The sequence below is a fragment of the Chloracidobacterium sp. D genome, assembly GCF_018304685.1.
GTDB classification, from domain to species: domain Bacteria; phylum Acidobacteriota; class Blastocatellia; order Chloracidobacteriales; family Chloracidobacteriaceae; genus Chloracidobacterium; species Chloracidobacterium thermophilum.
Map to the genome: position 1 here is coordinate 793,122 of NZ_CP072634.1, position 23,402 is coordinate 816,523.

Genomic DNA, 23,402 nt, shown 5'->3' on the forward strand with positions numbered 1-23,402 from the left:
ACAACCAAACGGCATTGCCGATTCAACCACAGGGGAGCCGCCATGACCACCAACCATGCCAACTCGTTGCTGACGGCCGGTGTGCAGCGTTATGTGTTGTCCAACGGACTGACGGTGCTGCTCAAGGCCGTGCCGGCCAATCCCATCGTTTCCACGATGATTTGGTACCGCGTCGGTTCACGCAACGAGCCGGCCGGAAAAACCGGGATGTCGCACTTTCTGGAACACATGATGTTCAAGGGGACGCAGCGGCTCGGCAAAGGCGAGATTGACCATCTGACGCTGGTCAACGGCGGACGTAACAATGCGTTCACCTGGATGGATTTCACGGCTTACTACTTCACCTTTGCGGCTGACCGCTGGGAAGTCGCGCTCGACATCGAAGCCGACCGCGCATGCAACACAACCTTCGATCCGGCGGAGTTCGAGGCTGAAAAGCAGGTGGTGCTTGAAGAGCTTCAGATGTATTTGGACAGCCCGTTTGACGCGCTGGAGATGGAGGTCTGGGCGACGGCTTTTCGGCAGCATCCCTACCACGTGCCGACCATTGGCTGGCGCGAGGATGTCGAACATCTCACGGTGGATGACCTGCGGCACTACTACGAAAGCTATTACTGCCCGAACAACGCCACGCTGGTCATTGTCGGGGACATCCGCCCGGAAGCGGCTCTGCGCCGGATTGAGGATACCTTCGGGGCGCTTCCGGCGCGTCCGTTGCCGCCGCCGCCCCATGCCACAGAGCCACCCCAGCGGGGTGAAAAACGGGTCATCGTCAAAAAGCCGACGCCGCTGCCCCGGCTGACCATAGGCTACCACGTCCCGGAAGTTGCCCATCCCGACTCGTATGCCCTGCACGTCGCGTCCATGCTGTTGTCTTACGGGCGCACCTCGCGGCTCTATCAGCGCCTGCAGGAGAAAGATGAGTCCGTGACATTTGCCACGGCGCACTATGCCGAGCACATGGACCCGTCACTGTTGACGATAGCGGCGGAAGTCAAACCCAACCACACGCCGGAAGAAGTCGAGGCGGCGATTACCGAGGAAGTCGAGCGGCTTATCCATGAACCCCCGACCGATCTGGAGCTGGCCAAGGCCAAGCGGCAGACCGAGGCGCAGTTCATTCTTGGCAACGAGGAAATCCTCAACCAGGCCATGCTCCTCGGCGAATATGAAACCATCGCCTGTGGGGCAAAGATTCCCGAAGAAGCCCGTGGGTATCACTACCTTGACGCTTACCTGAACCACGTCCGGCAGGTTTCACCGGCTGACATTCAACGCACGGCGGCGCTGTATCTGCACCGCGACAATCGCACGGTAGGATGGCTGATCAATCCCTGATGAGCAGTGAGCGGTACTTTGATTGGCAGGGCTGGCACTGTTTCTATCAGGCGGCCGGTGAGCCGGGAGCGCCGCCGGTGGTGCTGATTCACGGGCACGCCACGTCGCACTTCACCTGGCGGCATCAGGTGGCGGCGCTTCAGAAGGATTTTCAGGTCTTTGCTCCCGATTTGCTCGGATTTGGGCGCTCGGCCAAGCCGCGCGACGTGGCGTACAACGTGGAAGTCTGGACGGCGCAGATCACGGATTTCATCCGGTCAGTGATTCAGCGTCCGGTTCTGCTGGTGGGGAACTCTCTGGGCGGACTCATTGCTGCGCATATTGCCGACCGCCACCCGGCGCTGGTTTCAAAGCTGGTGCTCATTGCTTCAGCCGGGGCGTCAAGCTACTGGCAAAGCTCGCTGGTCAACTTTCCGTTCCTGCTGATGCGGACGCCCGTCATCGGACGGACGCTGTTTGACACTTTGGTGCAACAGCGGTTTGTCGAGTGGAACATTCGCCATCGGCTCTACGCCAACCCGGCGGCTGTGACCCCGGAGGTCATCGCCCACTACCGGGAATGTTTCTTTGCACCGGACAACCGCGAAATCGTGTTTGAAGTCACCAAGCAGTTCTATGACTTTGTGATGGACGACGCCATGGCCCGGCGGATTGCCCACCCGACCCTGTTGCTGTGGGGTGAACGGGATACCTTCGTGCCGCCCATTCGTGGGCGACAACTTGTACGGGTGATGCCCCGCGCCCGGCTGGAGGTGCTGCCCCAGGCATCGCACTGCCCGCACGAAGACCAGCCGGAGCAGGTCAATGCCCTTCTGCAGGCATTTCACCGGGAAGCCGACCCGGTGGCATCCGGCGGCGGAAATGGGGTGCGCCAAACTCAGCCGGATTGATTTCAGTGCCAATCCCAAGGCACCCCGGAACGAAATGCCGGAACAGAGACCATGAAAAAAACGGGCGACCGAAACAGGTCACCCGTCAGAAAGTGGTAGCTGGAAAGTCGTGGTCGGGAGTTGCTACTAGATGCCGCGAATCTGGGACGGCGGCTGGGTCAGCAATGTCATGATTTGAACTGTGCGAAGGGCGCTTCCGGCAACCCGGGTGTAGGGATACCGAACCTGCACAATGACCCGCTTGACCAGGTCGGTATTGCTTTCCGGCGGACAGTTACTGTCGTTGCGAAGATCGTAGCTGTTGTCGTATTCCTTGTCGAAACAGGCCGAGGTTGTAAAAGCCGTGCGTACCAGCACCCGCATCGTGAAGGATTCATAGCGTGGATCAATGCCGCTGCTGATTTCATCCGGGTCAGGTGCTGTACCCCGGATCATGTCCCGGCCGGGACTGCGGTAAACAGGCCGAAACTCTGGGGGAAAAATACCGTTAACGTCCGGGCGGTTGCTGAGCCGGATGAAGGTGTTTTGATTGCGGTTGCCCGGCTCTGGAATCCCCCCAATGGCATTCATCTCACGCATCATGATGATCTGGTTGAGTGTTTCTTCCGCGAGATTGCGTGCCAGGAGCAATTTGTTGGCATTGAGGGAGTTGGTCAGTGCGATGGACATAAACGCCAGCGCCCCAAACATCCCGACAAACAGAACCATCAGCGCTATGATGAGTTCGACGAGTGTCACTCCCGACTGCGCCCGCTGAAGTTGAATCCGTCGAACGGTGCGTGTGACGTGTCCCATGTGCATCCTCATGGACGGCCTCCGCTGAAACGTCAAGTTCGTCTGCTGCAACCAAGAGGCAAGTCTGATGCCACGCGGGTGGATAGTGCTAACTGTACTGACTGTGGAAATTTAGCCTTCGGAAAAGGTTTTGGGAGGCATAGCTGCTCTTCAAAACTGTTACAGAAGGTGACATTTCCTGAAGCCAATGGCCCGGCTTAGCCCTTCTCCGTGGCCGCCGGCAGGGCTTTGATGACCACTACGGTCAGGTCATCCCCCAGTGGGGCCGGACTGGCAAAGGTCCGGGCAGCATCGTAGATGGCGCGGGCCAATTCCTGGGCCGGCGCTTCCCGCTGGCGCTGGACGGTCTCAATCAATCTGGCCAGTCCGAATTCCTCCCCGTCCTGTCCGGCTTCGGTCAGCCCATCCGTGTAGAGAACAATGATGTCACCCGGCTGCAGGGTGCAGTAGCACTCGATGTACTTCCGGTCCTCGAACAGTCCCAGCACCGTGTTGCCGCAGGAAAGTTCCTCGTAGCTGCCATCGGCATGGAGGAGCAGCGCTGGATTGTGGCCGGCGTCTCCATAGCTGAACCGCCGGCTTGCCGGATCGAGCACTCCGTAAATCGCCGTGACGTACTGGGAGCTGTCGAGGCTTTCCCAGAGCAGGTAGTTGACCTTGCGCAGAATGACCCGGATGGAGAAGTCGTTGCGCACCTGGGCGCGCAGACAGGCCCGAAACGTGGCCATGATGAGCGCTGCCGGGATGCCCTTGCCGGAGACATCGGCAATGGCAATGCCGAGTTGGTGATTCGGAAATGGGATGAAGTCGTAATAGTCCCCACCTACGGCTTCGTTGGGAACGGTCAGCCCGGCAATGTCAAAGCCTTCCACGGTCGGCGCGCGGTCCGGCAGCAGGCTTCGTTGCACCTGGCGTGCAATGGCCAGTTCGCTTTCCAGACGGCGTTTTTCCAACCGTTCCTGGTGCAGAATGGCTTTCTCGATGGAAATAGCCGCGGCCGAGGCAAACAGGGTCAGTACTTCCAGGTCGGCTGCCTTGTAGGCATCCAGGGTGCGGCTTTCGAGATTGAGCGCCCCGATGATACGGTTGTTGGCAATGATGGGGACAACAATTTCCGACATTGTCAGCGGGTCGGAACTGATGTAGCGCTGGTCGTTGCGGACATCAGGAATCACAATCGCCCCACCCGACTGTACCACCCAGCCGACGAAGCCTTCCCCAAGGCGCAGCAGGCGTTCCATGGAAGCCTCATCGTAGCCACGATAGACCGTGGCCCGGATGCGGCGGTCGCGGCCGTTGGTTTCCAGCACGTAAATGGCGGCGGAATCGTAGGGTACGAACGACTTGACCGAATCAATGATGAGCGACAGGGTCTCATCCAGATCGAGTGACCGGCTGATGGTACGGGTGATGTCCAGCAGCAGCCGGAATTTGGTCTCGAAAGACAGGGCTTCCGGCGAAGTTGCCGAGGCCGTCGCCGAAGGCGCTGGGTCTGAGTCCGTGGAGAGTGCAGGCATAAACGAGTCCTTCCGCTGCCATGACCTTATCGCTTTCGGCGTCGCTGCGCCATGTTTTCACGGTGCCAGCACCTTGCTGATGCCCACGCCGGGCATCCCGGCGCTGCCGTCCACCCACCTTGGGAGAGTTTCCGGCAGGAAAACAGGTTGCCGACTTGAAAGACTGGTTTTGTAGCTTGAGAATCATTCTGAAACTGTTTTGCAACAGTTCTGTCTTATACCCGGCTTCAAGGGTAACTGTACGATGCGCATCCTGCTCGTCGAAGATGATATGGATTATGCCGTTGTGGTGCAGGGCTATCTCCGGCGCATCACGGCGGAAGTCACGGTTCAGCACGTCACCTCACTGGCAGCCGCCACTGCCCTGGCCGTGGCGGAGCACTTCGATGTCGGCGTGCTTGACCTCAACCTGCCGGACTCCCAGGGAACAGCCACAGTCACGGCGCTGGCGACCGCCGCCCCGCATCTGCCACTCGTCGTCCTGACCGGCGAAATAGCCAGCGACACCGACCTGCAGGCCCTTGAAGCCGGGGCACAGGAATACCTTGCCAAAAACGAGCTGGGCGTGGTTCCGCTCCGGCGTGCCATTCGCTATGCGCGGGAACGGCATCGGCTGACCCGAGCACTGGCGCAGGCCAACCAGCTCAACCGTCTTGTACTTGACCACATGCCGACCAACATCAAGCTTCTTGATGCGGAAGGCCGCGTGCAGTTCATCAATCCGGCCGGGCTGGCCGCCTTGGGCCTGAGCGACCCCAGTGCCGTCCTGGGACACCCATGGTTGCAGCTTTGGGCCCCGTCAGCCGAACCAGCCATCCGTGCGCTGCTGGAGCAGGCCCGTGCCGGGCAGCCTTCCACCACGGAAGCCTTTTTGGCGCGTGCCGGCGCTGCGCAGCATTGTGCGCCGCGCTGGTGGCATATCACGGTGCTACCACTGCCGCCGAACAATGCGTCATCTGCCCGTTATCTGGTTGTGACCCAGGATTTCACTGCGCGCCACTTCCACGAAAAACACCTCTATCAGGCGCAGCAGACGGCGCTGCTCAAGCACATTGCGGCCGGGGTTGCCCATAACTTCAACAACCTGCTCACCGTCGTTCAGGGCTACAGTGAAATGATGCTGCGTACCCTGCCGGAAGAAGACGCGCGGCAGCGCCGCCGGGCCACGGACATTCGCCAGGCTGCCATTCGGGGCAGGCAACTTGTCGAGCACTTGCTGGCCTACAGTCATTTTGCCGAGCTGTCACCCAGGATCATTGACCTCAATGCGTTTCTGGAGCAGGAAGTAAAACTTTTGGAAAGTACGCTCAACCCCCTTGCGAGCCTTGGTTTTGAGCCATCGCCGGAGCCGCTTCAGGTGTATGCCGATCCGTGGTTGCTGTCCTCGACCCTGCTGACCTTTGTGCTCAATGCCAATGAGGCCATGCCGGAGGGTGGAACCGTGACGCTATCCGTCAGCCGGGTGACTTTGGATGCCACGTTTCTGAACCAACCGGCCGCTGACCGGCTGGTGGGTGATGTCGAAGCCGTGTTGTCCACCGGTTCGCCAGTGCCGTTGGTCAGAATCTCGGTCCGGGATACCGGCCCCGGCATGGATGCCGCAACCCTGGCCAACATTTTCACGCCGTTTTTCACGACGAAACCGGCGGACAAAGGAACCGGCCTGGGGCTGGCCACCGCTGCCGCTCAGGTGGAGCGGATGGGTGGATTCATCGGCGTGACTTCGCAACCCGGCACTGGGGCGCAGTTTGATGTGTACCTGCCTCTCGCTCCAGCCCAACCGGTGCCTTGAATGCCCATCTTGTGGGCAACCATAGCTGACGGTTGCCCACAAGGGCCCAAGGGAGAAGAAAAATCTCAGGGACGTGGCGCGGCAGCGCGGATAGCCGGTTCGACCATACTTTCAAACTTGGCAAAGTTTTTGACGAACATCTCGGCCAGCCGTTTTTCCTGGGCATCGAACGCCGCTTTGTCTTCCCATGTGTTGCGGGGATTGAGGATGCTGTCGGGAACACCGGGACAGGTCACCGGAACCTCGAAGCCAAAGACCGGGTTTTTGATGTATTCGACCTGATCGAGATGGCCATCCAGCGCCGCGTGCAGGATGGCGCGGGTGTAGGGCAGGCTCATCCGCTGTCCGACGCCGTAGGGGCCACCCGTCCAGCCGGTATTCATCAGCCAGATGTTGACTTTGTGCTGGGTAATTTTTTCACCCAGCATCCGGGCATAGGCGCTTGGATGCAGCGGCAGAAACGGCGCGCCAAAGCAGGCGCTGAACGTGGCAACCGGTTCAGTGATACCCATTTCCGTGCCGGCCACCTTGGCGGTGTAGCCCGAAATGTAGTGATACATTGCCTGTTCCCGTGTCAGGCGGGCAATCGGCGGCAGGATGCCAAAGGCGTCACAGGTCAGCATGACAATATGACGCGGAATGCCGCCCAGACCATCGCGCGTCATGTTGGCAATCTGCGTGACCGGATAAGCACCGCGCGTATTTTCGGTGATGCTGGCATCATCGAGGTCGAGAATGCGCGAATGCTCGTCGAGAACGACATTTTCCAGAACCGTCCCGAAGTGGCGCGTCGCCGCAAAAATTTCCGGTTCGGTCACGGGGGAGAGGCGAATCATCTTGGCGTAGCAGCCACCTTCGATGTTGAACACCCCGTTGTCACTCCAGCCGTGTTCGTCGTCCCCGATGAGCGTGCGGGTCGAATCGGCCGAGAGCGTGGTTTTGCCGGTGCCGGAAAGTCCAAAGAAGATGGCAGTATCGTCTTTGCTCTTGCCGTAGTTGGCCGAGCAGTGCATCGAAAGCACACCCCGCTGCGGCAGGACATAGTTCATCAGGGTGAAGATGGACTTTTTGATTTCTCCGGCGTAGTGCGTCCCGCCGATAAGCACAAGCTTGCGGGCAAAATCCAGAACGACAAACGTTGGAGATTTTGTCCCGTCAATCTCAGGGATGGCGAGAAAGCTGGGGACGTGAATGACCGTAAATTCCGGGACATGCTGCGCCAGCTTCTGCGCGTCATATTCACGCAGAAACAGTGTCCGCGCAAAAAGGGCGTGCCAGGCCGTTTCGGTCACAACCCGGATCGGCACGCGGTAACGTGGGTCAGCACCGGCATAACAATCCTGCACAAACACATCCCGGTTTTGCAGGTAGGCCGATACCCGCAGGTAGAGTGCGTCAAACACGGACTGCGGAATCGCCGCGTTGTTTTCCCACCAGACACGGGCTTCTGACTCCTCGTTGCGGACAATGTACTTGTCCTTGGCTGAGCGTCCCGTGTGCCGTCCGGTGCGCACGACGAGCGCCCCATCGTGGGCGAGCAACCCTTCGCCGCGCTTGATGGCCTCTTCGTAAAGCACCTCCGTCGCCGAATTCCAGTAGATGGCCTTCTGGTTGGTCAGCCCATGATGCTCCAACCCATAGTGACTCTTACCACGCCCAATGATTTCGACCGTACTCATAGCTGACTCCAAGGCCGGGACAAAACCGGCCAGGAAAAAGAAAAAACCAGCCTGGGGACCGTGCTGGATGCTTGCGTGCTAACGCTAACACACTCACTTTTTGGGGTGAAAGTACCCCATCTGCAGGTGCTGTGAGGGATGGCTCCACCGGCTTTCACATGGTTTTTCCCCAGCGTGCTATCGTTACGGAAAACCGTCCGAAACTGCCGCCGCGTTCTGCTGTCTTCGTCTGGGGGCGCTTTGAGGTCTGGAAACTATGCCTGGTGGAAGTCTGCTGCTTTTGCTCGACGACATTGCATCCACTCTTGACGACATTTCGGTGATGACCAAGGTCGCAGCCAAGAAAACGGCGGGTGTTGTGGGTGACGACCTGGCGCTCAATGCCCAGCAACTGACGGGGGTGCGTACCGACCGTGAGTTGTCCGTAGTGTGGGCGGTGGCCAAAGGCTCTGCCATCAACAAGGTGATCCTTGTTCCCAGCGCCCTGGCCATCAGTGCCTTTCTGCCATGGCTGGTCATTCCGCTGCTGGTGATTGGTGGCGCTTTCCTGTGTTTTGAAGGCGTCGAAAAACTGGTTCACAAATTGCTGCACCCGGAAGAAAACCAGGACGCAGCCGAAACTACGCCTCACGATGGTGCATCTGCTGATGCCACATCGGGCAACGAACGGGAAAAGATCAGAGGTGCGGTCCGAACGGATTTCATCCTGTCGGCCGAGATCATCGTGATTGCGCTTGGGGCAGTGGCAGCAAAGCCGTTCCCTACCCAGCTTGGTGTGTTGACGGCCGTGGCCGTGCTCATGACGGTTGGCGTCTATGGGTTGGTGGCCGGGATTGTCAAGCTGGATGATGTGGGGCTTTATCTCAGCCAGCGCCCGACTGTGCTGCTGCGGTGGCTGGGGCGCGGGCTGGTGGGATTGGCCCCCTATCTGATGAGGTTTCTTTCGATTGCCGGGACGGCCGCGATGTTTCTGGTCGGCGGCGGCATTCTGGTTCACGGTGTGCCGGTAGTTCACCACTGGGTCGAGGAACTGGAACACCTGATGGCAGCCATCCCGACGGTGGGGCGCGCCCTGTCCTGGTTTGTCGGCCCGGTGGGCGATGGCGTGTTTGGCGTCCTCGTCGGTGCTGGCGTTCTGCTGCTGGTTTTGGTGTTCAAACAACTTGCCGGACGGTTCCGAATGCGTCCTGCGTCCTGAAGGCTATCCTGGATAGGGGAAACACCAGCATGAAACCTGGATGGGTGACGGTCGTGCTGCTGACCGGCATGATGTTGCCGGTGCAGGCGGCCGTGAATGCCAAGCTCCGTACTTTCGTCGTCAATCCCATTTACAGCGCGCTCATCAGCTTTGGGGTCGGAACGAGTCTGCTCGTTGTACTGGCCTCCGCTATGGCCTGGGCAGGCTGGGCCGGGCATCTGCGGGGTGCGGTCTCCGCTCCGTGGTGGGCCTGGGTGGGGGGGGCGCTGGGGGCGGTCTTTGTCACCATGGCCATTCTGGCTGTGCCGCGTATCGGCGCGGCCGGCTACTCGGTAGCCATTATCACGGGACAACTCATCGGGGCGCTGATCCTTGACCACTACGGTTGGTTGGGGCTGGCACAGCAGCCCCTGACCTGGTCACGCCTGCTTGGTGCCGTCTTGTTGCTGGTGGCCGTGTGGCTTATCCAGCGTTAGCCGTCGCACAAGGCTAGTCGCGGGGTGGCACATCCGGCGGACGCCGGTCGCGGGGACGGGTAGCGTCGGGCAGCGGCGGCGGCCCGGTCACTGGCGGCAGTTCCGGTGGGGGAAGCTGGATGTCAGGTTCGACCACCACGCCCGGAGTGCCCATCGCGGCGGCGTTAGTCTGCGTGCAATCCTTCTTTGGGGCTGTCCCGGCCAGAAACCATTCCTCGATGGTTTCACCCTGGCAGGCTGGAGAAGGAAGCAGCCCGGTTTGCAAATCCACGGTCACTTTTTCCACGCCTTCGGCATCAGGGAAGGCATCACCGGTCAGGTCAGGGCGGAACTTGAGGACGGCGCGCAGAAAACTGACGAAAATCGGCAGCGCTGAATTCCCTCCGGTGATGCCGAGTTGGCGGTTGTCGTCATATCCGACATAGACCACGCAGACCATGTGTGGTGTAAAGCCGGCAAACCAGCCATCGCGGCTCGTACCGGTTTTGCCGGCCAGAGCCTTGGTCAGTCCGTTGGCTTTGGTGGCCGTGCCACGTTCGATGGGGCCGCGCAGCAGGTGCGTCATGACGGCGGCGACGGCCGGAGAGATGACCGGCGTTGTCTGCGGCTCCACCTTTTCCACGAGGTTGCCTTTGCCATCGGCGATGAAGGTCAGGGCGCGGGGTTCGACCCGTGCGCCACGGTTGGGGAAAGCGGTGTAGGCGCGGGCCACTTCAAGCGGTGTTGCCTCTTTTGTGCCCAGCGCCAGACTCGGATACGCCTCCGGGCGCGGCAGCCCGAACCGTTCGGCCGTACGCGCCACCCGGTCATAGCCCACGGCCTCGGCGACGCTGACCGTAACGACGTTGAGCGATTTGGACAGCGCCGTGCGCACGGTGACGTATTGGTTGCTGTAGGCCTGCCCGAAATTGTCAGGGCTGTAGGTCTGCCCCTTGCCGTAGGTGAAGGTGCGCTTCTCATCCTTGAACAGGGATGATGGAGTGACGACTTCTTCCGCAATGGCCGTCGTATAGACGAAGGGTTTGAACACCGATCCCGGCTGACGGCGGGCGTCCGTGACGCGGTTGAGCTGGGATTGCGAATAGTCCCGGCCGCCCACCATGGCCAGAATGTCTCCGGTGTGGGCGTCGAGGGCGATGAGTGCGGCGTCCAGCCCTGGCGCCGGCTTTTTGACGAGATTTGCCAGCCCCTTCTGGACGGCTTCGACCGCGGCCTGCTGCAGGTTGATGTCCAGCGTGGTGTAAATGCGGGCGGCCGGGTCAGAGAGCACCCGGTCGAGTTTTCGCTCGGCAAGCACGCTTTGCAGGTAATCCAGATAGTAGGGGGCATCGGCGTTGCTGCTGGCGCGCCGGGGCGCAACGCCAAGCGGGACAGCCTTGGCTTTTTCATACTCGGCCGGGGTGATGAAGCCGACTTCGAGCATGTCGCCCAGCACCTTGTTGCGGCGTTCGAGGGCGCGTTCCGGGTGTTTGAAGGGCGAGTAATAGCCCGGACCGCGGATGATGCCGGCCAGAAAAGCAGCCTCCGGCAGGCTGAGCTGAATGATGTCCTTGCCAAAGTAAAACCGCGCTGCTTCACCAAAGCCGTTAATGGAATAGCTGCCATCCTGCCCCAGGTAAATCTCGTTGCAGTACATCTGGAAAATCTGTGGCTTGGTCAGGCGCGTTTCAAGGATGATGGCAATGTAGGCTTCCTTGAGTTTGCGGCTCAGCGTGCGCTCCGGCGTCAGGAAAAAGTTTTTGACAAGCTGCTGGGTGATGGTTGAGCCGCCCTGCAAGCCGCCGTCCCGATCTGTGAAGTTCCGGTAGATGGCGCGGGCCAGTCCGCGCAGGTCAATGCCCCGGTGGTCGAAAAACCGCCGGTCCTCGACGGCGACTACGGCCTGGACGAGTACCTTGGGCAGGTCATTGAACTCGACGATCTTGCGCTTTTCCCGTTCCCTGTTGAGCGCCGTCAGCAGCGGCGGTTCCAGCAGGCATTCGGTGAGCGGTTGCTGGTTGGGGAGTTCGACGATGTTGACCGGCGTGTTACCGTTGAACCGGATGCGGACGGAAGGGAATTTCTGTCCGGCCAGCGGCGCATCGGTGCTGGGGAGAATGTCGAGCCGGTTGCCATCGAGCAGGTAGCGTCCGCGCGTGGTGTCACCTGCCTGGGACTGGGCAACGTAACCGGCCCGGTTCAGGTATTCCAAGATTTGCGCCTTGCCGAACGGGCCACCTTTGATGATACGCGCCGGAGCCGCATAGATACCACTGGACCGGACAAAGGACTCCCCCCGCAGCTTCTGGTCAATCATCGTCGAGAACACGACGTAGTAATAGGTCAGGATGATGACGACCGGGAGCAGGGCCAGCGCCAGAAAAAAAACACGCCGTGGCGTAATGAGCCGTTGCCACCAGTGTTTGGTGCGAAAAACCCGCGGGTCGTTCTTGAAAGCTGGGTGATTTCCGGTCATGAGGCCATCGTACGGTGTTTTCTGAACTCACCACCCCCTTGCCAGAACTTTACGCTTGTTGTCAGGAGTTTTTTTCATGGATTTCACTGGGAAAGTCATCCTCATCACGGGTGGCAGCCGCGGCATCGGACGGGCTGCGGCGTTGAAGTTTGCCCGGCACGGTGCCGATGTGGCGCTGGCCGCGCGGACGGCGGCTGAGCTTGAAGCGGTAGCCGGAGAGATTCGCGCCCTGGGGCGGCGCGTTGTCGCCGTGCCAACCGATACCACCAACCGCGAGCAGGTGACCGCTTTTGTGGCAGCCACCATAAGCCAGCTTGGCCGCATTGATGTGGTTGTCAATGCCGCCGGGATAGGGATTCTCAAGCCGTTTCTGGAGTTGACCGAAGCCGATCTGGACCGGATGCTGGCTGTCAACGTCCGGGGCGTTTTCAACGTAACACAGGTGGCGGCACTGGAGATGACGAAAACCGGTGGCGGGATCGTCATCAACATTCCAGGGATCCTGGGGCGGGCAGCGATGATGCAGGCTGCCGGATACTGCGCCTCAAAGTTTGCCGTCACCGGTATGACCCGCGCCATGGCGCTCGACTTGAAGCGCAACGGCATCCGCTTTACGCTGCTACACTTTGGCGGTGTGGATTCACCTTTTTGGGATACCATCGCCATGCGCGTCCAGCGGGACAGGATGTTGTCGGTCGAAGAAGCCGCCAACGCCATTCTCTTTGCCGCCTCGCACACCGGCAACGGCGTGCTGAACGAACTGGTGCTCCAACCGGAAAGCCATCAGATGTGAGTTGCCATCAACCCCCGGCAGGGAAGCCATGGCTTCTCTGCCGTCTTTGGGTGTAGGGTATGGAAATCGTCACGCGCATTGCCCGAATGCGCCATTTGGCGCCGCGCCTCAAGCAGGACCGGAAAAAACTGGCGCTGGTGCCAACGATGAGCGCCCTCCACGAAGGCCATCTCAGTCTTATCCGCCGGGCGCAGATTCTGGCTGATGCGGTGGTCGTTTCGATTTTTTTCAATCCGATTCACTTTCAGACCGGAGAGGAGTTTGATGTTCCGGCCCGTGACCTGGCGCGTGATGCCGAGCTGATGGCCAAGCGCGGGGTGGATGTTTTGTTTGCGCCGAGTGTGGACGAAATTTACCCGGAGGACATGCTGACCTATGTCACGACAGACACCCTGGATTGCCGGCTGTGTGGGGCCCAACAGCCTAACTACTTTCGCGGTGTGACGACCATTGTCAACAAGCTCATCAACATCGTACGGCCGGACTACACGCTGGTGGGGCAGAAGGATGCCCAGCAGTCCATCATCATCCGCCGGATGGTACGTGACCTGTCCATGGACACTGAAGTGGTCATCTGCCCGACCCACCGTGAGCCGGATGGACTGGTGACCTCTTCCCGGAATGCACTGCTCAGTGTACCGGAACGGCAGGCGGCCACGGCGCTCTACCGTGGATTGCAGCAGGCGCAGAAATTGGTTGAGCGAAATGGCGTCCGGGATGCGGAAACCCTGATCGGTGCGGTCCGGCAGGTGCTTGACTCAGAACCGCTAGTGCGCCCGGAATACATTGCCCTCGTGGATATGGAAAATCTGGCCCCGCTGACAGCGATTGCAGAAGGTGAGGAGTGCCTGCTTGCCCTGGCGGCATACGTCGGGCAGGTGCGCCTTACGGATAACATCATTCTCGTGGGGAGTACGGAATAACCTGGGTGCAATGGCTTTCTTGCCGTGAACTTTTTGAGAATGTTACTATGCTGCCGGTTGGCTGGCTTCGTGGCAGACCGGTAGCTATGGGCAGCTTGCCCTGAACGGCGACTTGGAGGCACAAAGCACCCGGAGCATGCTTGGGGTATGGTTTGGGGTGGTACGGGTAACTCGTCATGTTCTGCCCAAAGTGCGGTACTGAAAACCGTCCAAATGCGCGTTTCTGTAAAAGCTGCGGGCACGCTTTCGCCGGGGGCGGAGCCGGTGACTCAGCGCCGCTGACTGGCCCCTCGTCCATCGAGCACACCTTTGTCCTGCGCTCGGTCGGTCCTGATGATCCGGGACGGACGAATGTTTCTCTGCCGTCTCTGGAAATGCCGCTGGAGTCAGCGCCGCCACCCAGTCAGGCGCCGGACAATGGCCATCACGAGGATGGGTTCATTCTGGGAGACATTTCTTCGCCCAACCTGCGGCTGGATACCCCGCCGCCGGGAGCGACCGCCGGACTGGAATCCCTCCCGGACCTGTTTGCGACCGGGACTTCCACTTCACAGTTTCCACCCACCCTTATCCCTCCACCCCCGCCGCTCCCTCCACCCCCGCCGCCGACTTCATCCCCACTACCGCCACCGGCAGGTGGTTTTTCGGTGCCTGATCCGTTGGCGACCAAAACCGGCACGCCGGCGGCTTCACCAGCACCCCCAACACTCGTCCCCCCGCCGCTGGCAAGCAGTTTTCCCGCGTCTGGTTCGTTGACAAATCGAACCGGGACACCGGCTGGTGGGACACCAGTGGTCACGCCGCCAACCCCGCCGTTAAACCCGTCGCCACCTGGCGGCGTGCCGCTCCCGCCGGATGTGGCGGCGACCCCCTTCCGTCCGGTGGAACCGCCTCTTGGTGCCCCGCGCCCAATGGGGCGGCAAGCAACAGAGTTGCCGTCAATGCCACTCAAGCCACCGGCCGACCTCTTTGCCCAGGCCGCTCCGGCTGCGGCGCCCCCGCGTCGGGCTGGCTTCCCGCTCTGGCTGGCCATTGGGTTGTCGGTCGTAGTCCTTGTGGCTTTGGTTGGGGTTGTGGCGGCTATCGCTTACTTTCGATGGGTTGCGCCATCTGCGCCTGTGACCTCGGAAACGCCGGCAGATACCCTGCCGACCAGATCGAAACCATCCACCCCATCTGAGTCACCGGTGGCACCCCCCAAGCCAGTCATTCCCGAAAACATGGTTGCCATTCCGGGCGGGGAGTATCTGATTGGACGCAACAGTGGCGATTTTCTCGATCCCTATGAAAAACCGCAGCATACGGTGACATTGCGGCCGTTCTATATTGACCGGACCGAAGTCACCAACGCTGACTACCAGAAATTCATCGAGGCAACGGGGCATCCGGCACCAGCTTCCTGGGTTGGGGGGCGGTTTGAAGACGGCAAGGAGTTGTTCCCGGTCACTGGTGTCACCCTGTCTGATGCCGAAGCCTATGCCCGCTGGGCCGGTAAGCGCCTGCCCACCGAAGAGGAATGGGAGGCGGCTGCCCATGGGCGTACGCCAACGGTTTTCCCCTGGGGTGACACCTTTGATCCCAGCCGCGCCAACGTCAAAGCGAGTGGTCTTGGTGTGCCAGTACGGGTCGGAACGTATCCGGCCGGTGCCAGTCCCTTTGGGGTGCTTGACATGACGGGCAATGTCTGGGAGTGGACGGCTTCAGAAGCCCAACTCTATCCCGGAAGCACCGAGAAACCACCGAGCTGGGACAAGCCGCTCAATCCCGGCGCACGGTTGCAAATCATTCGGGGTGGAGCGTTTACAGAAGATACCAAGCGGTGCACCGTGACCTACCGCAACTGGGTTCCCTCGGACTTCAAGTCCCGTGAACTTGGTTTCCGGTGTGTTCAGGATCAGCCATCACCGTGACCAGCTGTGAAATGCCGTAAAGACGTTCGATTTTCATCCCGCACCACGCTTTGACTTGCCACTATGTTCACTGCCAGGGGCTGTGTTCCCGGTTCCTTCGCCAGGTGGTTTGTGTGTTCACAAGCGTCTCTGCCAGCGGCCGGTTTGGTCTGGGCCTTTGTCATGCTGGGCAATGTCGTTTTCCTGGACATCCGCAGTGTCGCCCAGATTGGGCGCGCGGATGACCCACCCGCTGCTGCGACCAACCCGCCGGCATCTGGAACAGCACCGGGCAAGCGCCCGTCTCCACCACGTCGCCCAGCCATCATCAAAACCCCGACGGGTGTTGTCATGCCGCTCGGCCGACCGGCGGAGTTTTACTTCGAGGAAGGCAACGAGCTGTTCAACAAGGGAGACTTCGTCTCGGCCCGGATGTTCTTCGAGCAGGGTGGGAAAGTGGCGCGTCCCAAAAGCGACCTGGTGGAAGTCCTGCAGCGCCGCCGGGATGTATCCGCCCACATGGCCGTCGGCAGGCAGTTCGAGCGGGAGTCACAACTTGTCGAGGCCCTGGCCGAGTACGACAAAGCCCTGGCTCTTGAGCCGGTCAACCCGGTGGCCAAAAGACATGCCGGGCAAGTGCTTCAGATGCTGGGCAAGGCGGCGATGCTGACCAAAAACTGGCAGGCGGCGATTGGTTATCTCCGCCGCGCCCAGGAGCTTGACCCTGATGCGTCCACACAGGCCGCACTGGTTACGGCTCTGCTGCGGTTGGCTATGGAGCAGTCCGATCCAACTGAAGCACTGCGCACCTACCGGCAGGTGCTGGAGATAGCGCCCGGCAATGAAGATGCCCGTCTGGGACTGCGCCGCATGGAGGCACGGCTCCGTACCCGGCAGGCCGAAGCCGCCTTCCAGGCCGGACGCTATAACGAAGCCCGGAGTGAATACGAAGCCGCGCTTGAACTCGACCCTGAACATGCGCCGGCAGCGGCTGGCAAAACCAGGGTGGAAGCCTATCTGGCCCGCCAGTCGGCAGATGAAGCCTATCGCCGCCGGGACTTCCGCACGGCGTATGCCGACTACCAGAAATTTCAAGCCGTCGTCCCGGATGACCCGCAGGTGACAGAGCGGTTACGGGAACTCTCCCTGCGGCTGGAGCCGCCCCTGCCGCTGCGTGGCTCACTGATTTACAAGCTCAACACGGCCAGCCCCTTTCGGATTCGCCTGCATCGCGATCAGGTGGAAAGCGCCCTGCTCGACAGTGAGAACCCCATCAAGCCGGACATCAAGCTCGAAGGCCGCCTCCCGGCGCGGGATGCCGTCTTCCGGCTGGGCAAGTCTTCCGCCAATGTCACGGTCCGTATCGCCGTGATGCCGGTTGCCGGCAATGATTACACCGCCGAGCTGATTGCCACGCCCAAAAATCCGCGTTCGGAAGATGTCATCGTCGTGGCCGAATGGCAGCTTCCCCTGAAAGGTGGGGTTCAGTGGAAAAGGCAGCTCGAACCCGGCGCCTACCGGGTCTATTGGCAGGGACCCTTCTTTGAGGTTTTTGACCCAACCGGCGTCTGTATTGAATCCAGCCGGCAGTCACCCCTGCCGCGCCAGCCTGTCACAGTCAAGGTCAAGCCAATCAAGGGGGTCACGGTGCAGGTTGTCGAGCAACCCAATCCCGGAAACGACTTTACCTTCGCCCTCAACCTGGCTGTCACCAGCCCGACCCTGCTGCTGCTTGACCTGAGCTGGGATGTGGGCAAAAAGTAAAAAAAAACGCGCTCTTGCGGTTGAAAAAAATGACAGCCATACCCGAAGTTGAAGGCAGACCCCGCACGGACACTCCCTAGAAGCTTGGGTATGGCTGTTTTCCTGACAAAGAAACGAGGCAACTTTCATACCAGAGCTGCAACGCCCAAAACGGACGGCGTCGCCCTTGGTTTCTGGTGCTGGATTGACAATTCTTTTTAGTCGTTGGTTGCCAATTTTTGTCATCCTGCCTCTGTTTTGACAGGAAATGGTGACGTTTTTCGTGTCTGACACCCTGCTGTTGCTGGTCTCACTCTTTGGTTCGACGCTCCGCCTTTCGACGCCGCTCATTCTGGCTGCCCTGGGGGGGCTGTATGCCGAACGAAGTGGGGTCATCAACATGGCGCTGGAAGGCATTATGCTGGCCGGTGCATTTACTGCCGCCACCGTGACGGCGCTGACTGGCAGCCCGTGGCTGGGGCTGTTGTCCGGCCTGGCGGCCGGGCTGCTCGTGGCGGCACTCCATGCGTTCTGCTGCATTACCTGTCGCGCTGATCAGGTCGTCACCGGCACGGCCATCAACATTCTCATGCTGGGCGTCCCGCCGTTGATTTCGGGAGCCTTGTTCGAGTCCACAGGTTCGACGCCCAACCTGGCCCAGAACCAAACGCTCCCCACCCTGCCCATTGTGGCCGCCCTGATCGCAGTACCGGTGACGATGTTTATCCTGTTCAAGACGCCCTTTGGCTTGCGGTTGCGCGCCGTTGGTGAAGTGCCGGAAGCTGCGGCTACGGCCGGCGTCAGCGTCACGTGGCTGCGCTGGCAGGGCGTCCTGCTTTCAGGGCTGCTGGCCGGGTTGGGCGGAGTCTATCTCTCGATTGGGCAGAACTCGCTCTACACGCGCAACATGACCGCCGGGCGTGGCTACATTGCGCTGGCGGCGTTGATTTTCGGCAACTGGCTGCCATGGCGTGTCCTGCTGGCCTGTCTGCTGTTTGGCTTTATGGACGCCGTGCAGATTCGCCTGCAGGGAACATCGTCCATTCCCACGCAGTTCATTCAGATCATCCCGTACATTTTCACCATGGTGGTGCTGGCCGGCTTCATCGGGAAAGCAACGCCACCCCGGGCGTTAGGCACGCCCTACATCAAAGGACGCCGGTGAACCCGCCAGGTGGGCGATGCGCTCCCGGAGCCGTTCGAGCGGGAATTGCCCAACACCCTTGCCCGTCTCAATGGATTCCCGGACAGCCGCCAGCAGGGCGCGGTTGATGGGCGTCGGAACACCATACCGTTCCCCAAGCCGCACAATCTCGCCATTGAGGTATTCGACTTCGGTTTCGGGACGGCGAAAGTGCAAATCCTGCCACATGGACGGATAGCCGCGCTGTTCCGGCGGTACGTCGGCAAACTCGGCCTGACGCGCGGCAAAGGCTTCGACCTGCGCGCGAATATCGAAACGACCGGTCACATCAGCCGGGGAAATGCCGGCCGCAGCCAGCACACGCAGCCCTTCTTCCATAACGGCGCGCATCATGGACAGCATCTCCGGCGTCGCAAAGGCTTTCTGCCAGTAGCAGTCCGTGACGGCCAGCAGCGCGTTGTTGAGGTTCCCGATGAGCTTGCCCCACTTGACGGCCATGGCGTCGGGATGCTCGCGGGTGGGCAGCCCGGCGGCCGTAAAGTCTGCCGCCACCTGGGCCGTCAGGGCATCTGTCCCTTTTGGAAAACGTCCGACGGCGAGAAAGTCCATGATGGTCAGCACGACGCGGCCGGGTTCCGGCAGGACGGCGTTGAACAGCACCAGGACGGGATACACCTGCGTGACGTATTCGGCGACAATGGCTTCGTTGGCAATGCCGTTTTGCAGGCACAACACCGGTGTTGTGGGCGGAACCTGCCGGGCGATGTCGGCCATGGCAGCGGCGGTCTGGGTTGCCTTGACGCCAAGGAGAATGGCATCGCCTTCTCCCGGTGCAGCTTCAGCGAGATGGGAAACGGCCGGGATGTCGAGCGTCAGGGTTTCCGTTGGCGTTTCCAGGCGCAGCCCCCGCGCCCGGATGGCTTCCACGTGGGCTGGACGGCCGACCAGACAGGCGGCATATCCGGCGCGGTGGAGCAGCCCGCCGACAACGCTGCCGACGGCTCCGGCCCCATAGACAATGTACCGTCGAATCGTCATGCACGTAGTTCTTCGGGCAGAAACAGCACGAGGCTCTGCGACACGAGCAGGCTGGTCAGAAAAAAGAAAATAACTTCTTCCAGCGGCACGACGCCCACGTGGATGCCCAGAATCTGATTGGCGTCAAACAGCCAGATGCCTTCGGCAATGGCCAGCGCATCGGCTACGACGAAGTACAGCCCAATGGCCACGACCGGCAAAAACACCGCCCGCGCATTGCGCACCAGGATGCGCCAGCCAATCGCCCACTGGAGGATGACCACCGGCAGCATCCAGCCGAGCAGATGGAACAGGTAGTTGGTTTTCATGCGGCTTTCCCCGTGGCGGTTGAGCTGGAGCGCGGACGCAGCAGCGCCACCGTCAACAGCCCGACGCTGATGGTTTGCAGCAGGAAAAAGCCATATTCCTCGATGGGCAGCCGCCAGATGCGAAACAGAATCTTGTCTTCCGGGAAGTCCCATATCCCCAGTTTGACGGCATGGTTGTCCCACGGGGTGGTGAAGACAAAGACAATGACACAGACAAGACCAAGCCAGCGGGCATGGACACGGGAAAACCTGCCCCGCGCCAGCCAGGCCGTCACCAGCAGCAGGGGAAGGCTGAAGTAAAGGTGAAACTGCAAGTACGTCATGAAAGCCAGCGTTGTGTTGTGAATCGGGGGCGATGACAGCTTATCGAAGTGACAGGCTAGGCAAAAGTCTATGTGTTTGTTTACGTCGGACATGCGGACCTTCCCAACCAAGGTGCAGGCGGGCGGGTGAGCGTCCAGTGGCGGTCGCTGGTCTGGGCAAGGGTGACGCCGGTCAGTCCAGCCGTCCGGGCCGCGGCTGCAATTTCATCGAGCGTCAGCGCCGCCCCCAGCGAATCGCGGAAAAGCTTTTGCTGCCGGGGTGATTCGTTCCCGGCGTACTGCCTCACCAGAGCGTCGGCAGCTTCCGGGGTGTCCGGCCGCAGGAGGTCCCGGATGAGCAGCGCTGCCCCCGGTTTGGCCACCCGCGCCATTTCACGCAGGACCGTGACTGGCTCCGGGATGTGGTGCACGATGCTGTTGGAAATCACGGCGTCGAAGGTCGCCGCCGGAAAGGGCAGGTTTTTGGCGTCAGCCAGATGCAGGCTGATGCGGGCTTCGAGCCGGGCTGCCCGGAGATGGGCCGCCGCCAGTTTGAGCATTTCCGCCGACAGGTCCACGGCGGCAATCCCCACATCCGGCAGGCGTTCGGCAATGAGAATGGGAATGCGCGCCGTACCCGTGCCCACGTCCAGCACGTAGCCAGCCCGAATGCCAAGCGCCACGACGGCATCCGCAAACGCCGTGTTGACTTCGGTGAAGTCCATGGCGTCGTAGTCTTGGGCTTCTTCCGCTGTGTCCATGACTTCGGGTTCAAGAATCCGCTCCATCATCACCTGTTTCGTGGTTGGTTTGCTGCCACAAGGTTGGTCAATGGCGATGTTGTTTCGTCAGGCCAACTGCGCGCGCAGGGCATCGGGCGTTGTAACCGGGGCCTGGCAGGTAAAGTTCTGGCAGACGTAAGCCGTGGGTTGGCCGTTGTGCATCGTCCGCTGCGCCACCAGCGGAACATACCGCGCATGATCGCTCTCCTCCGGGTTGACCAGAGCCACAACGCGGTGCGGACGGAAGGCTTCCTCGACAACCCGGCGAAGCTCGCGCGTCTCCGCTGCGTCCGGCGGCCCGACGATGACGATTTCCCGGACACTGGCCAGATAGAAGTCGAGCGCCCCCAGCAGTTGCCCGAATCCAGAGGGCATCTTGGCCATGGAACTGGACAGTGTTTGCAGGATGTGTTCGGCCCGCTCGCGGTAGCGTTGCTCGCCGGTCAACAGCGCCAGGCGCAGCAGAACATCCACCGCCACCGAATTGCCCGACGGCGTAGCATTGTCGAAGACATCCTTGACGCGCGTGATGAGCTGTTCGTGCCGGTCGCCGGTAAAGAAAAAGCCCCCGCCCTGCGGATCGTCGAATTGCGCCAGCATGGCCTCAGTCAGTTCGCGCGCCGCACAGAAGTATTTGACGTTTCCGGTGGCTTCATACAGCGCCAGAAGCCCCTCGGCATAGCAGGCGTAGTCTTCCTGGTAGCCCGGAAACTTGTTTTGTCCGTCCTTGTGTGACCGGTACAGGATGCCGTCCACATACATCGTGCCCAGAACGAACATCGCATTGCGTTCCGCCACGGCACGGTAGTCATCCCGTTCCAGGACGGCTGCCGCCCGCGCAAAGCTGTAGAGCATCAGTCCATTCCACGCGGCCAGACATTTTTCATCGCGCGCCGGTTTGACCCGCTGTTCACGGGCTTCAAACAGGATGCGTTTGGCACGCGCCAGGACGGTTTCCAGGTGTTCCGGCGTCACTTCTTTGAGGCGGGCAACGGTTTCAGGTGGCAGGGGCGTGCTGAGTACGGTTTTGCCTGTCCCCTCGAAATTCCCTTCCTCGGTGACATCAAAATAACGGCGCACCAGGTCAGCATCGGCTTCATCGAGCAGGGCATTGATTTCCTCCGGCGTCCAGACGAAAAACCTGCCTTCTTCACCTTCGCTGTCGGCATCCTGAGTGGCGTAAAAGCCGCCCGTTGGCGCGGTCATTTCACGCACCACGTAGTCGAGTGTTTCTTCGACGATCTGGCGGTAGCGTGGTTTTCCGGTTGCCTGCCAGGCTTCGAGGTACGTCCGTGCCAGCAGGGCGTTGTCGTACAGCATTTTCTCAAAGTGCGGGACAAGCCACTGGTCGTCCGTCGAGTAGCGATGAAAGCCGCCGCCCAGGTGGTCATACATCCCGCCGCTGGCCATCTTGTCGAGGGAGAGTTCGACCATTTCGAGCGCGTGGAGTTCGCCCGTCAGTCGCCAGTAACGGAGCAGGAAGGAGAGCAGCATCGAGTTGGGAAACTTGGGCGCGCCACCGAAGCCGCCGTGAACGTGGTCAAAGCGCGTGGACAGGCGGCGGTAAGCGTCTGTGAGAATTTCCGGTGACAGTGTCCGTGCGCCGTCCAGCGGTTCGTGCATCCGTCGGAGTTCGGCTGTGATTTCAGCGATGCTCTGCCGCACGTCCTGGCGGCGCTGGCGGTAGGCGTCAGCCACTGAGCGGAGAATACGCGGAAAGCCCGGCATCCGCCCGCGGTCTTCGGGCGGGAAGTAGGTTCCGCCGTAGAACGGTTCGCCGTCCGGCGTCAGAAATACCGTCAGCGGCCAGCCACCCCGCCCGGTCATGAGCTGGACGGCGTTCATATAGACCGTATCCAGGTCGGGGCGTTCTTCGCGGTCCACTTTGATATTGATGAACAGCTCGTTCATCAGGGCCGCAATGGACGGATTTTCAAAGCACTCGTGCTCCATGACGTGGCACCAGTGGCAGGCCGAATAGCCGATGCTCAACAGGATGGGCTTGTCTTCAGCTTTGGCCCGGGCCAGGGCTTCCGGCCCCCACGGATACCAATCCACCGGGTTGTGGGCATGCTGCAAAAGATACGGACTCGTTTCGCTGATGAGCCGATTGACAAACTGCGGACTGGGTTGTGCCGACATGATGACGGGATGATTCCTTTGCTGATAATCGTGGCCAATACACCAAGCTAAGCTTTCTTCTGTCGGGCGTTCAATGGCTGTACCAGAACGGACGCTTGGGAAGCCGCGCCGGCAGACGCTGACCGACGGGCAGCCGGCCGGAGTTCGTCCATCCAGAAGACCAACTGACCGGCGAAGGCGGTGCCGACCGGCCGTGGC

At 60.7% G+C, this 23,402-nt stretch carries 19 protein-coding genes and 1 pseudogene; 11 read left to right on the forward strand and 9 right to left on the reverse strand.

Annotated elements, in window-relative coordinates; translation table 11 throughout:
* Positions 1-42 precede the first annotated feature (42 nt).
* Together J8C01_RS03385 and J8C01_RS03390 are read left to right on the forward strand one after the other, a co-directional pair.
* The gene (locus J8C01_RS03385; protein ID WP_211432383.1) at positions 43-1,338 is read left to right on the forward strand and encodes a M16 family metallopeptidase; all 1,296 of its coding nucleotides are present in this window, start codon (positions 43-45) and stop codon (positions 1,336-1,338) included.
* A complete protein-coding gene (locus J8C01_RS03390; protein WP_081464674.1) occupies positions 1,320-2,228 on the forward strand; it encodes an alpha/beta fold hydrolase in 909 nt (302 codons plus the stop codon). The genes J8C01_RS03385 and J8C01_RS03390 overlap by 19 nt, the downstream gene beginning before the upstream one ends.
* A 126-nt stretch (positions 2,229-2,354) precedes the next feature.
* Here the strand turns inward: J8C01_RS03390 and J8C01_RS03395 are convergent, their stop codons facing one another.
* The gene (locus J8C01_RS03395; RefSeq protein ID WP_211432384.1) at positions 2,355-3,023 is read right to left on the reverse strand and encodes a prepilin-type N-terminal cleavage/methylation domain-containing protein; all 669 of its coding nucleotides are present in this window, start codon (positions 3,021-3,023) and stop codon (positions 2,355-2,357) included.
* Between the two features lie 197 nt (positions 3,024-3,220).
* A complete protein-coding gene (locus J8C01_RS03400) occupies positions 3,221-4,540 on the reverse strand; it encodes a PP2C family protein-serine/threonine phosphatase (RefSeq protein WP_211432385.1) in 1,320 nt (439 codons plus the stop codon).
* A 244-nt stretch (positions 4,541-4,784) separates the two neighbouring features.
* Between J8C01_RS03400 and J8C01_RS03405 the strand changes: the two genes are divergently transcribed.
* A complete protein-coding gene (locus tag J8C01_RS03405) occupies positions 4,785-6,332 on the forward strand; it encodes a hybrid sensor histidine kinase/response regulator (RefSeq protein WP_211432386.1) in 1,548 nt (515 codons plus the stop codon).
* A gap of 65 nt (positions 6,333-6,397) precedes the next feature.
* Here the strand turns inward: J8C01_RS03405 and J8C01_RS03410 are convergent, their stop codons facing one another.
* Positions 6,398-8,011 carry a phosphoenolpyruvate carboxykinase gene (locus J8C01_RS03410; protein WP_211432387.1) on the reverse strand — a complete coding sequence of 538 codons (1,614 nt, stop codon included), beginning with the start codon at positions 8,009-8,011 and terminating at the stop codon, positions 6,398-6,400.
* A 256-nt stretch (positions 8,012-8,267) separates the two neighbouring features.
* Between J8C01_RS03410 and J8C01_RS03415 the strand changes: the two genes are divergently transcribed.
* Together J8C01_RS03415 and J8C01_RS03420 are read left to right on the forward strand one after the other, a co-directional pair.
* Positions 8,268-9,209, forward strand: a complete 942-nt coding sequence (locus J8C01_RS03415; RefSeq protein WP_211432388.1) for a DUF808 domain-containing protein — start codon at positions 8,268-8,270, stop codon at positions 9,207-9,209.
* A 29-nt stretch (positions 9,210-9,238) separates the two neighbouring features.
* Complete coding sequence (locus tag J8C01_RS03420; RefSeq protein WP_014099192.1) at positions 9,239-9,685, forward strand: DMT family transporter; 447 nt, start codon at positions 9,239-9,241, stop codon at positions 9,683-9,685.
* 13 nt (positions 9,686-9,698) lie between these two features.
* On the opposite strand, the gene J8C01_RS03425 is transcribed toward J8C01_RS03420, so the two are convergent.
* Positions 9,699-12,140, reverse strand: coding sequence for a PBP1A family penicillin-binding protein (locus J8C01_RS03425; RefSeq protein WP_211432389.1), 2,442 nt, complete (start codon positions 12,138-12,140; stop codon positions 9,699-9,701).
* 76 nt (positions 12,141-12,216) lie between these two features.
* Here J8C01_RS03425 and J8C01_RS03430 point away from each other — a divergent pair, with 76 nt between their 5' ends.
* From J8C01_RS03430 to J8C01_RS03450, 6 genes and pseudogenes are all read left to right on the forward strand, one after another.
* Positions 12,217-12,933, forward strand: coding sequence for an SDR family oxidoreductase (locus J8C01_RS03430; protein WP_211432390.1), 717 nt, complete (start codon positions 12,217-12,219; stop codon positions 12,931-12,933).
* Positions 12,934-12,992: 59 nt separating this feature from the next.
* A complete protein-coding gene (gene panC / locus J8C01_RS03435) occupies positions 12,993-13,856 on the forward strand; it encodes a pantoate--beta-alanine ligase (protein ID WP_211432391.1) in 864 nt (287 codons plus the stop codon).
* A gap of 176 nt (positions 13,857-14,032) precedes the next feature.
* A pseudogene (locus J8C01_RS15575) lies at positions 14,033-14,095 on the forward strand (zinc-ribbon domain-containing protein); the annotation flags it as partial.
* Positions 14,096-14,797: 702 nt separating this feature from the next.
* Positions 14,798-15,766 (forward strand): formylglycine-generating enzyme family protein, encoded by a 969-nt coding sequence (locus tag J8C01_RS15285; protein ID WP_249355473.1) that lies wholly within the window; start codon positions 14,798-14,800, stop codon positions 15,764-15,766.
* Positions 15,767-15,928: 162 nt separating this feature from the next.
* Complete coding sequence (locus J8C01_RS03445; protein ID WP_211432393.1) at positions 15,929-17,509, forward strand: tetratricopeptide repeat protein; 1,581 nt, start codon at positions 15,929-15,931, stop codon at positions 17,507-17,509.
* A gap of 247 nt (positions 17,510-17,756) precedes the next feature.
* Positions 17,757-18,653 carry an ABC transporter permease gene (locus tag J8C01_RS03450; protein ID WP_211432394.1) on the forward strand — a complete coding sequence of 299 codons (897 nt, stop codon included), beginning with the start codon at positions 17,757-17,759 and terminating at the stop codon, positions 18,651-18,653.
* On the opposite strand, the gene J8C01_RS03455 is transcribed toward J8C01_RS03450, so the two are convergent.
* From J8C01_RS03455 to J8C01_RS03475, 5 genes are read right to left on the reverse strand one after another with little or no spacing between them, the layout of a single operon-like run.
* Positions 18,621-19,670 (reverse strand): ketopantoate reductase family protein, encoded by a 1,050-nt coding sequence (locus J8C01_RS03455; protein ID WP_211432395.1) that lies wholly within the window; start codon positions 19,668-19,670, stop codon positions 18,621-18,623. The genes J8C01_RS03450 and J8C01_RS03455 overlap by 33 nt on opposite strands.
* Positions 19,667-19,978 carry a lycopene cyclase domain-containing protein gene (locus tag J8C01_RS03460; RefSeq protein WP_014099200.1) on the reverse strand — a complete coding sequence of 104 codons (312 nt, stop codon included), beginning with the start codon at positions 19,976-19,978 and terminating at the stop codon, positions 19,667-19,669. Before J8C01_RS03460 ends, J8C01_RS03455 begins: the two co-directional genes overlap by 4 nt.
* Positions 19,975-20,394: a lycopene cyclase domain-containing protein gene (locus J8C01_RS03465; RefSeq protein WP_211432396.1), complete on the reverse strand. Its 420-nt coding sequence runs from the start codon at positions 20,392-20,394 to the stop codon at positions 19,975-19,977. The genes J8C01_RS03460 and J8C01_RS03465 overlap by 4 nt, the downstream gene beginning before the upstream one ends.
* Complete coding sequence (locus tag J8C01_RS03470; protein ID WP_211432397.1) at positions 20,382-21,071, reverse strand: class I SAM-dependent methyltransferase; 690 nt, start codon at positions 21,069-21,071, stop codon at positions 20,382-20,384. Before J8C01_RS03470 ends, J8C01_RS03465 begins: the two co-directional genes overlap by 13 nt.
* Before the next feature lie 57 nt (positions 21,072-21,128).
* Positions 21,129-23,204: a thioredoxin domain-containing protein gene (locus J8C01_RS03475; RefSeq protein ID WP_211432398.1), complete on the reverse strand. Its 2,076-nt coding sequence runs from the start codon at positions 23,202-23,204 to the stop codon at positions 21,129-21,131.
* Positions 23,205-23,402 lie beyond the last annotated feature (198 nt).

What these genes read in the sequence shown, in the direction of transcription:
- J8C01_RS03385 (WP_211432383.1), top strand. Translation starts at nt 43, where the DNA reads ATGACCACCAACCATGCCAACTCGTTGCTGACGGCCGGTGTGCAGCGT.
- J8C01_RS03390 (WP_081464674.1), top strand. Translation starts at nt 1,320, where the DNA reads ATGGCTGATCAATCCCTGATGAGCAGTGAGCGGTACTTTGATTGGCAG.
- J8C01_RS03395 (WP_211432384.1), bottom strand. Translation starts at nt 3,023, where the DNA reads ATGGGACACGTCACACGCACCGTTCGACGGATTCAACTTCAGCGGGCG.
- J8C01_RS03400 (WP_211432385.1), bottom strand. Translation starts at nt 4,540, where the DNA reads ATGCCTGCACTCTCCACGGACTCAGACCCAGCGCCTTCGGCGACGGCC.
- J8C01_RS03405 (WP_211432386.1), top strand. Translation starts at nt 4,785, where the DNA reads ATGCGCATCCTGCTCGTCGAAGATGATATGGATTATGCCGTTGTGGTG.
- J8C01_RS03410 (WP_211432387.1), bottom strand. Translation starts at nt 8,011, where the DNA reads ATGAGTACGGTCGAAATCATTGGGCGTGGTAAGAGTCACTATGGGTTG.
- J8C01_RS03415 (WP_211432388.1), top strand. Translation starts at nt 8,268, where the DNA reads ATGCCTGGTGGAAGTCTGCTGCTTTTGCTCGACGACATTGCATCCACT.
- J8C01_RS03420 (WP_014099192.1), top strand. Translation starts at nt 9,239, where the DNA reads ATGAAACCTGGATGGGTGACGGTCGTGCTGCTGACCGGCATGATGTTG.
- J8C01_RS03425 (WP_211432389.1), bottom strand. Translation starts at nt 12,140, where the DNA reads ATGACCGGAAATCACCCAGCTTTCAAGAACGACCCGCGGGTTTTTCGC.
- J8C01_RS03430 (WP_211432390.1), top strand. Translation starts at nt 12,217, where the DNA reads ATGGATTTCACTGGGAAAGTCATCCTCATCACGGGTGGCAGCCGCGGC.
- panC (WP_211432391.1), top strand. Translation starts at nt 12,993, where the DNA reads ATGGAAATCGTCACGCGCATTGCCCGAATGCGCCATTTGGCGCCGCGC.
- J8C01_RS15285 (WP_249355473.1), top strand. Translation starts at nt 14,798, where the DNA reads ATGCCACTCAAGCCACCGGCCGACCTCTTTGCCCAGGCCGCTCCGGCT.
- J8C01_RS03445 (WP_211432393.1), top strand. Translation starts at nt 15,929, where the DNA reads ATGCTGGGCAATGTCGTTTTCCTGGACATCCGCAGTGTCGCCCAGATT.
- J8C01_RS03450 (WP_211432394.1), top strand. Translation starts at nt 17,757, where the DNA reads ATGGTGACGTTTTTCGTGTCTGACACCCTGCTGTTGCTGGTCTCACTC.
- J8C01_RS03455 (WP_211432395.1), bottom strand. Translation starts at nt 19,670, where the DNA reads ATGACGATTCGACGGTACATTGTCTATGGGGCCGGAGCCGTCGGCAGC.
- J8C01_RS03460 (WP_014099200.1), bottom strand. Translation starts at nt 19,978, where the DNA reads ATGAAAACCAACTACCTGTTCCATCTGCTCGGCTGGATGCTGCCGGTG.
- J8C01_RS03465 (WP_211432396.1), bottom strand. Translation starts at nt 20,394, where the DNA reads ATGTCCGACGTAAACAAACACATAGACTTTTGCCTAGCCTGTCACTTC.
- J8C01_RS03470 (WP_211432397.1), bottom strand. Translation starts at nt 21,071, where the DNA reads ATGATGGAGCGGATTCTTGAACCCGAAGTCATGGACACAGCGGAAGAA.
- J8C01_RS03475 (WP_211432398.1), bottom strand. Translation starts at nt 23,204, where the DNA reads ATGTCGGCACAACCCAGTCCGCAGTTTGTCAATCGGCTCATCAGCGAA.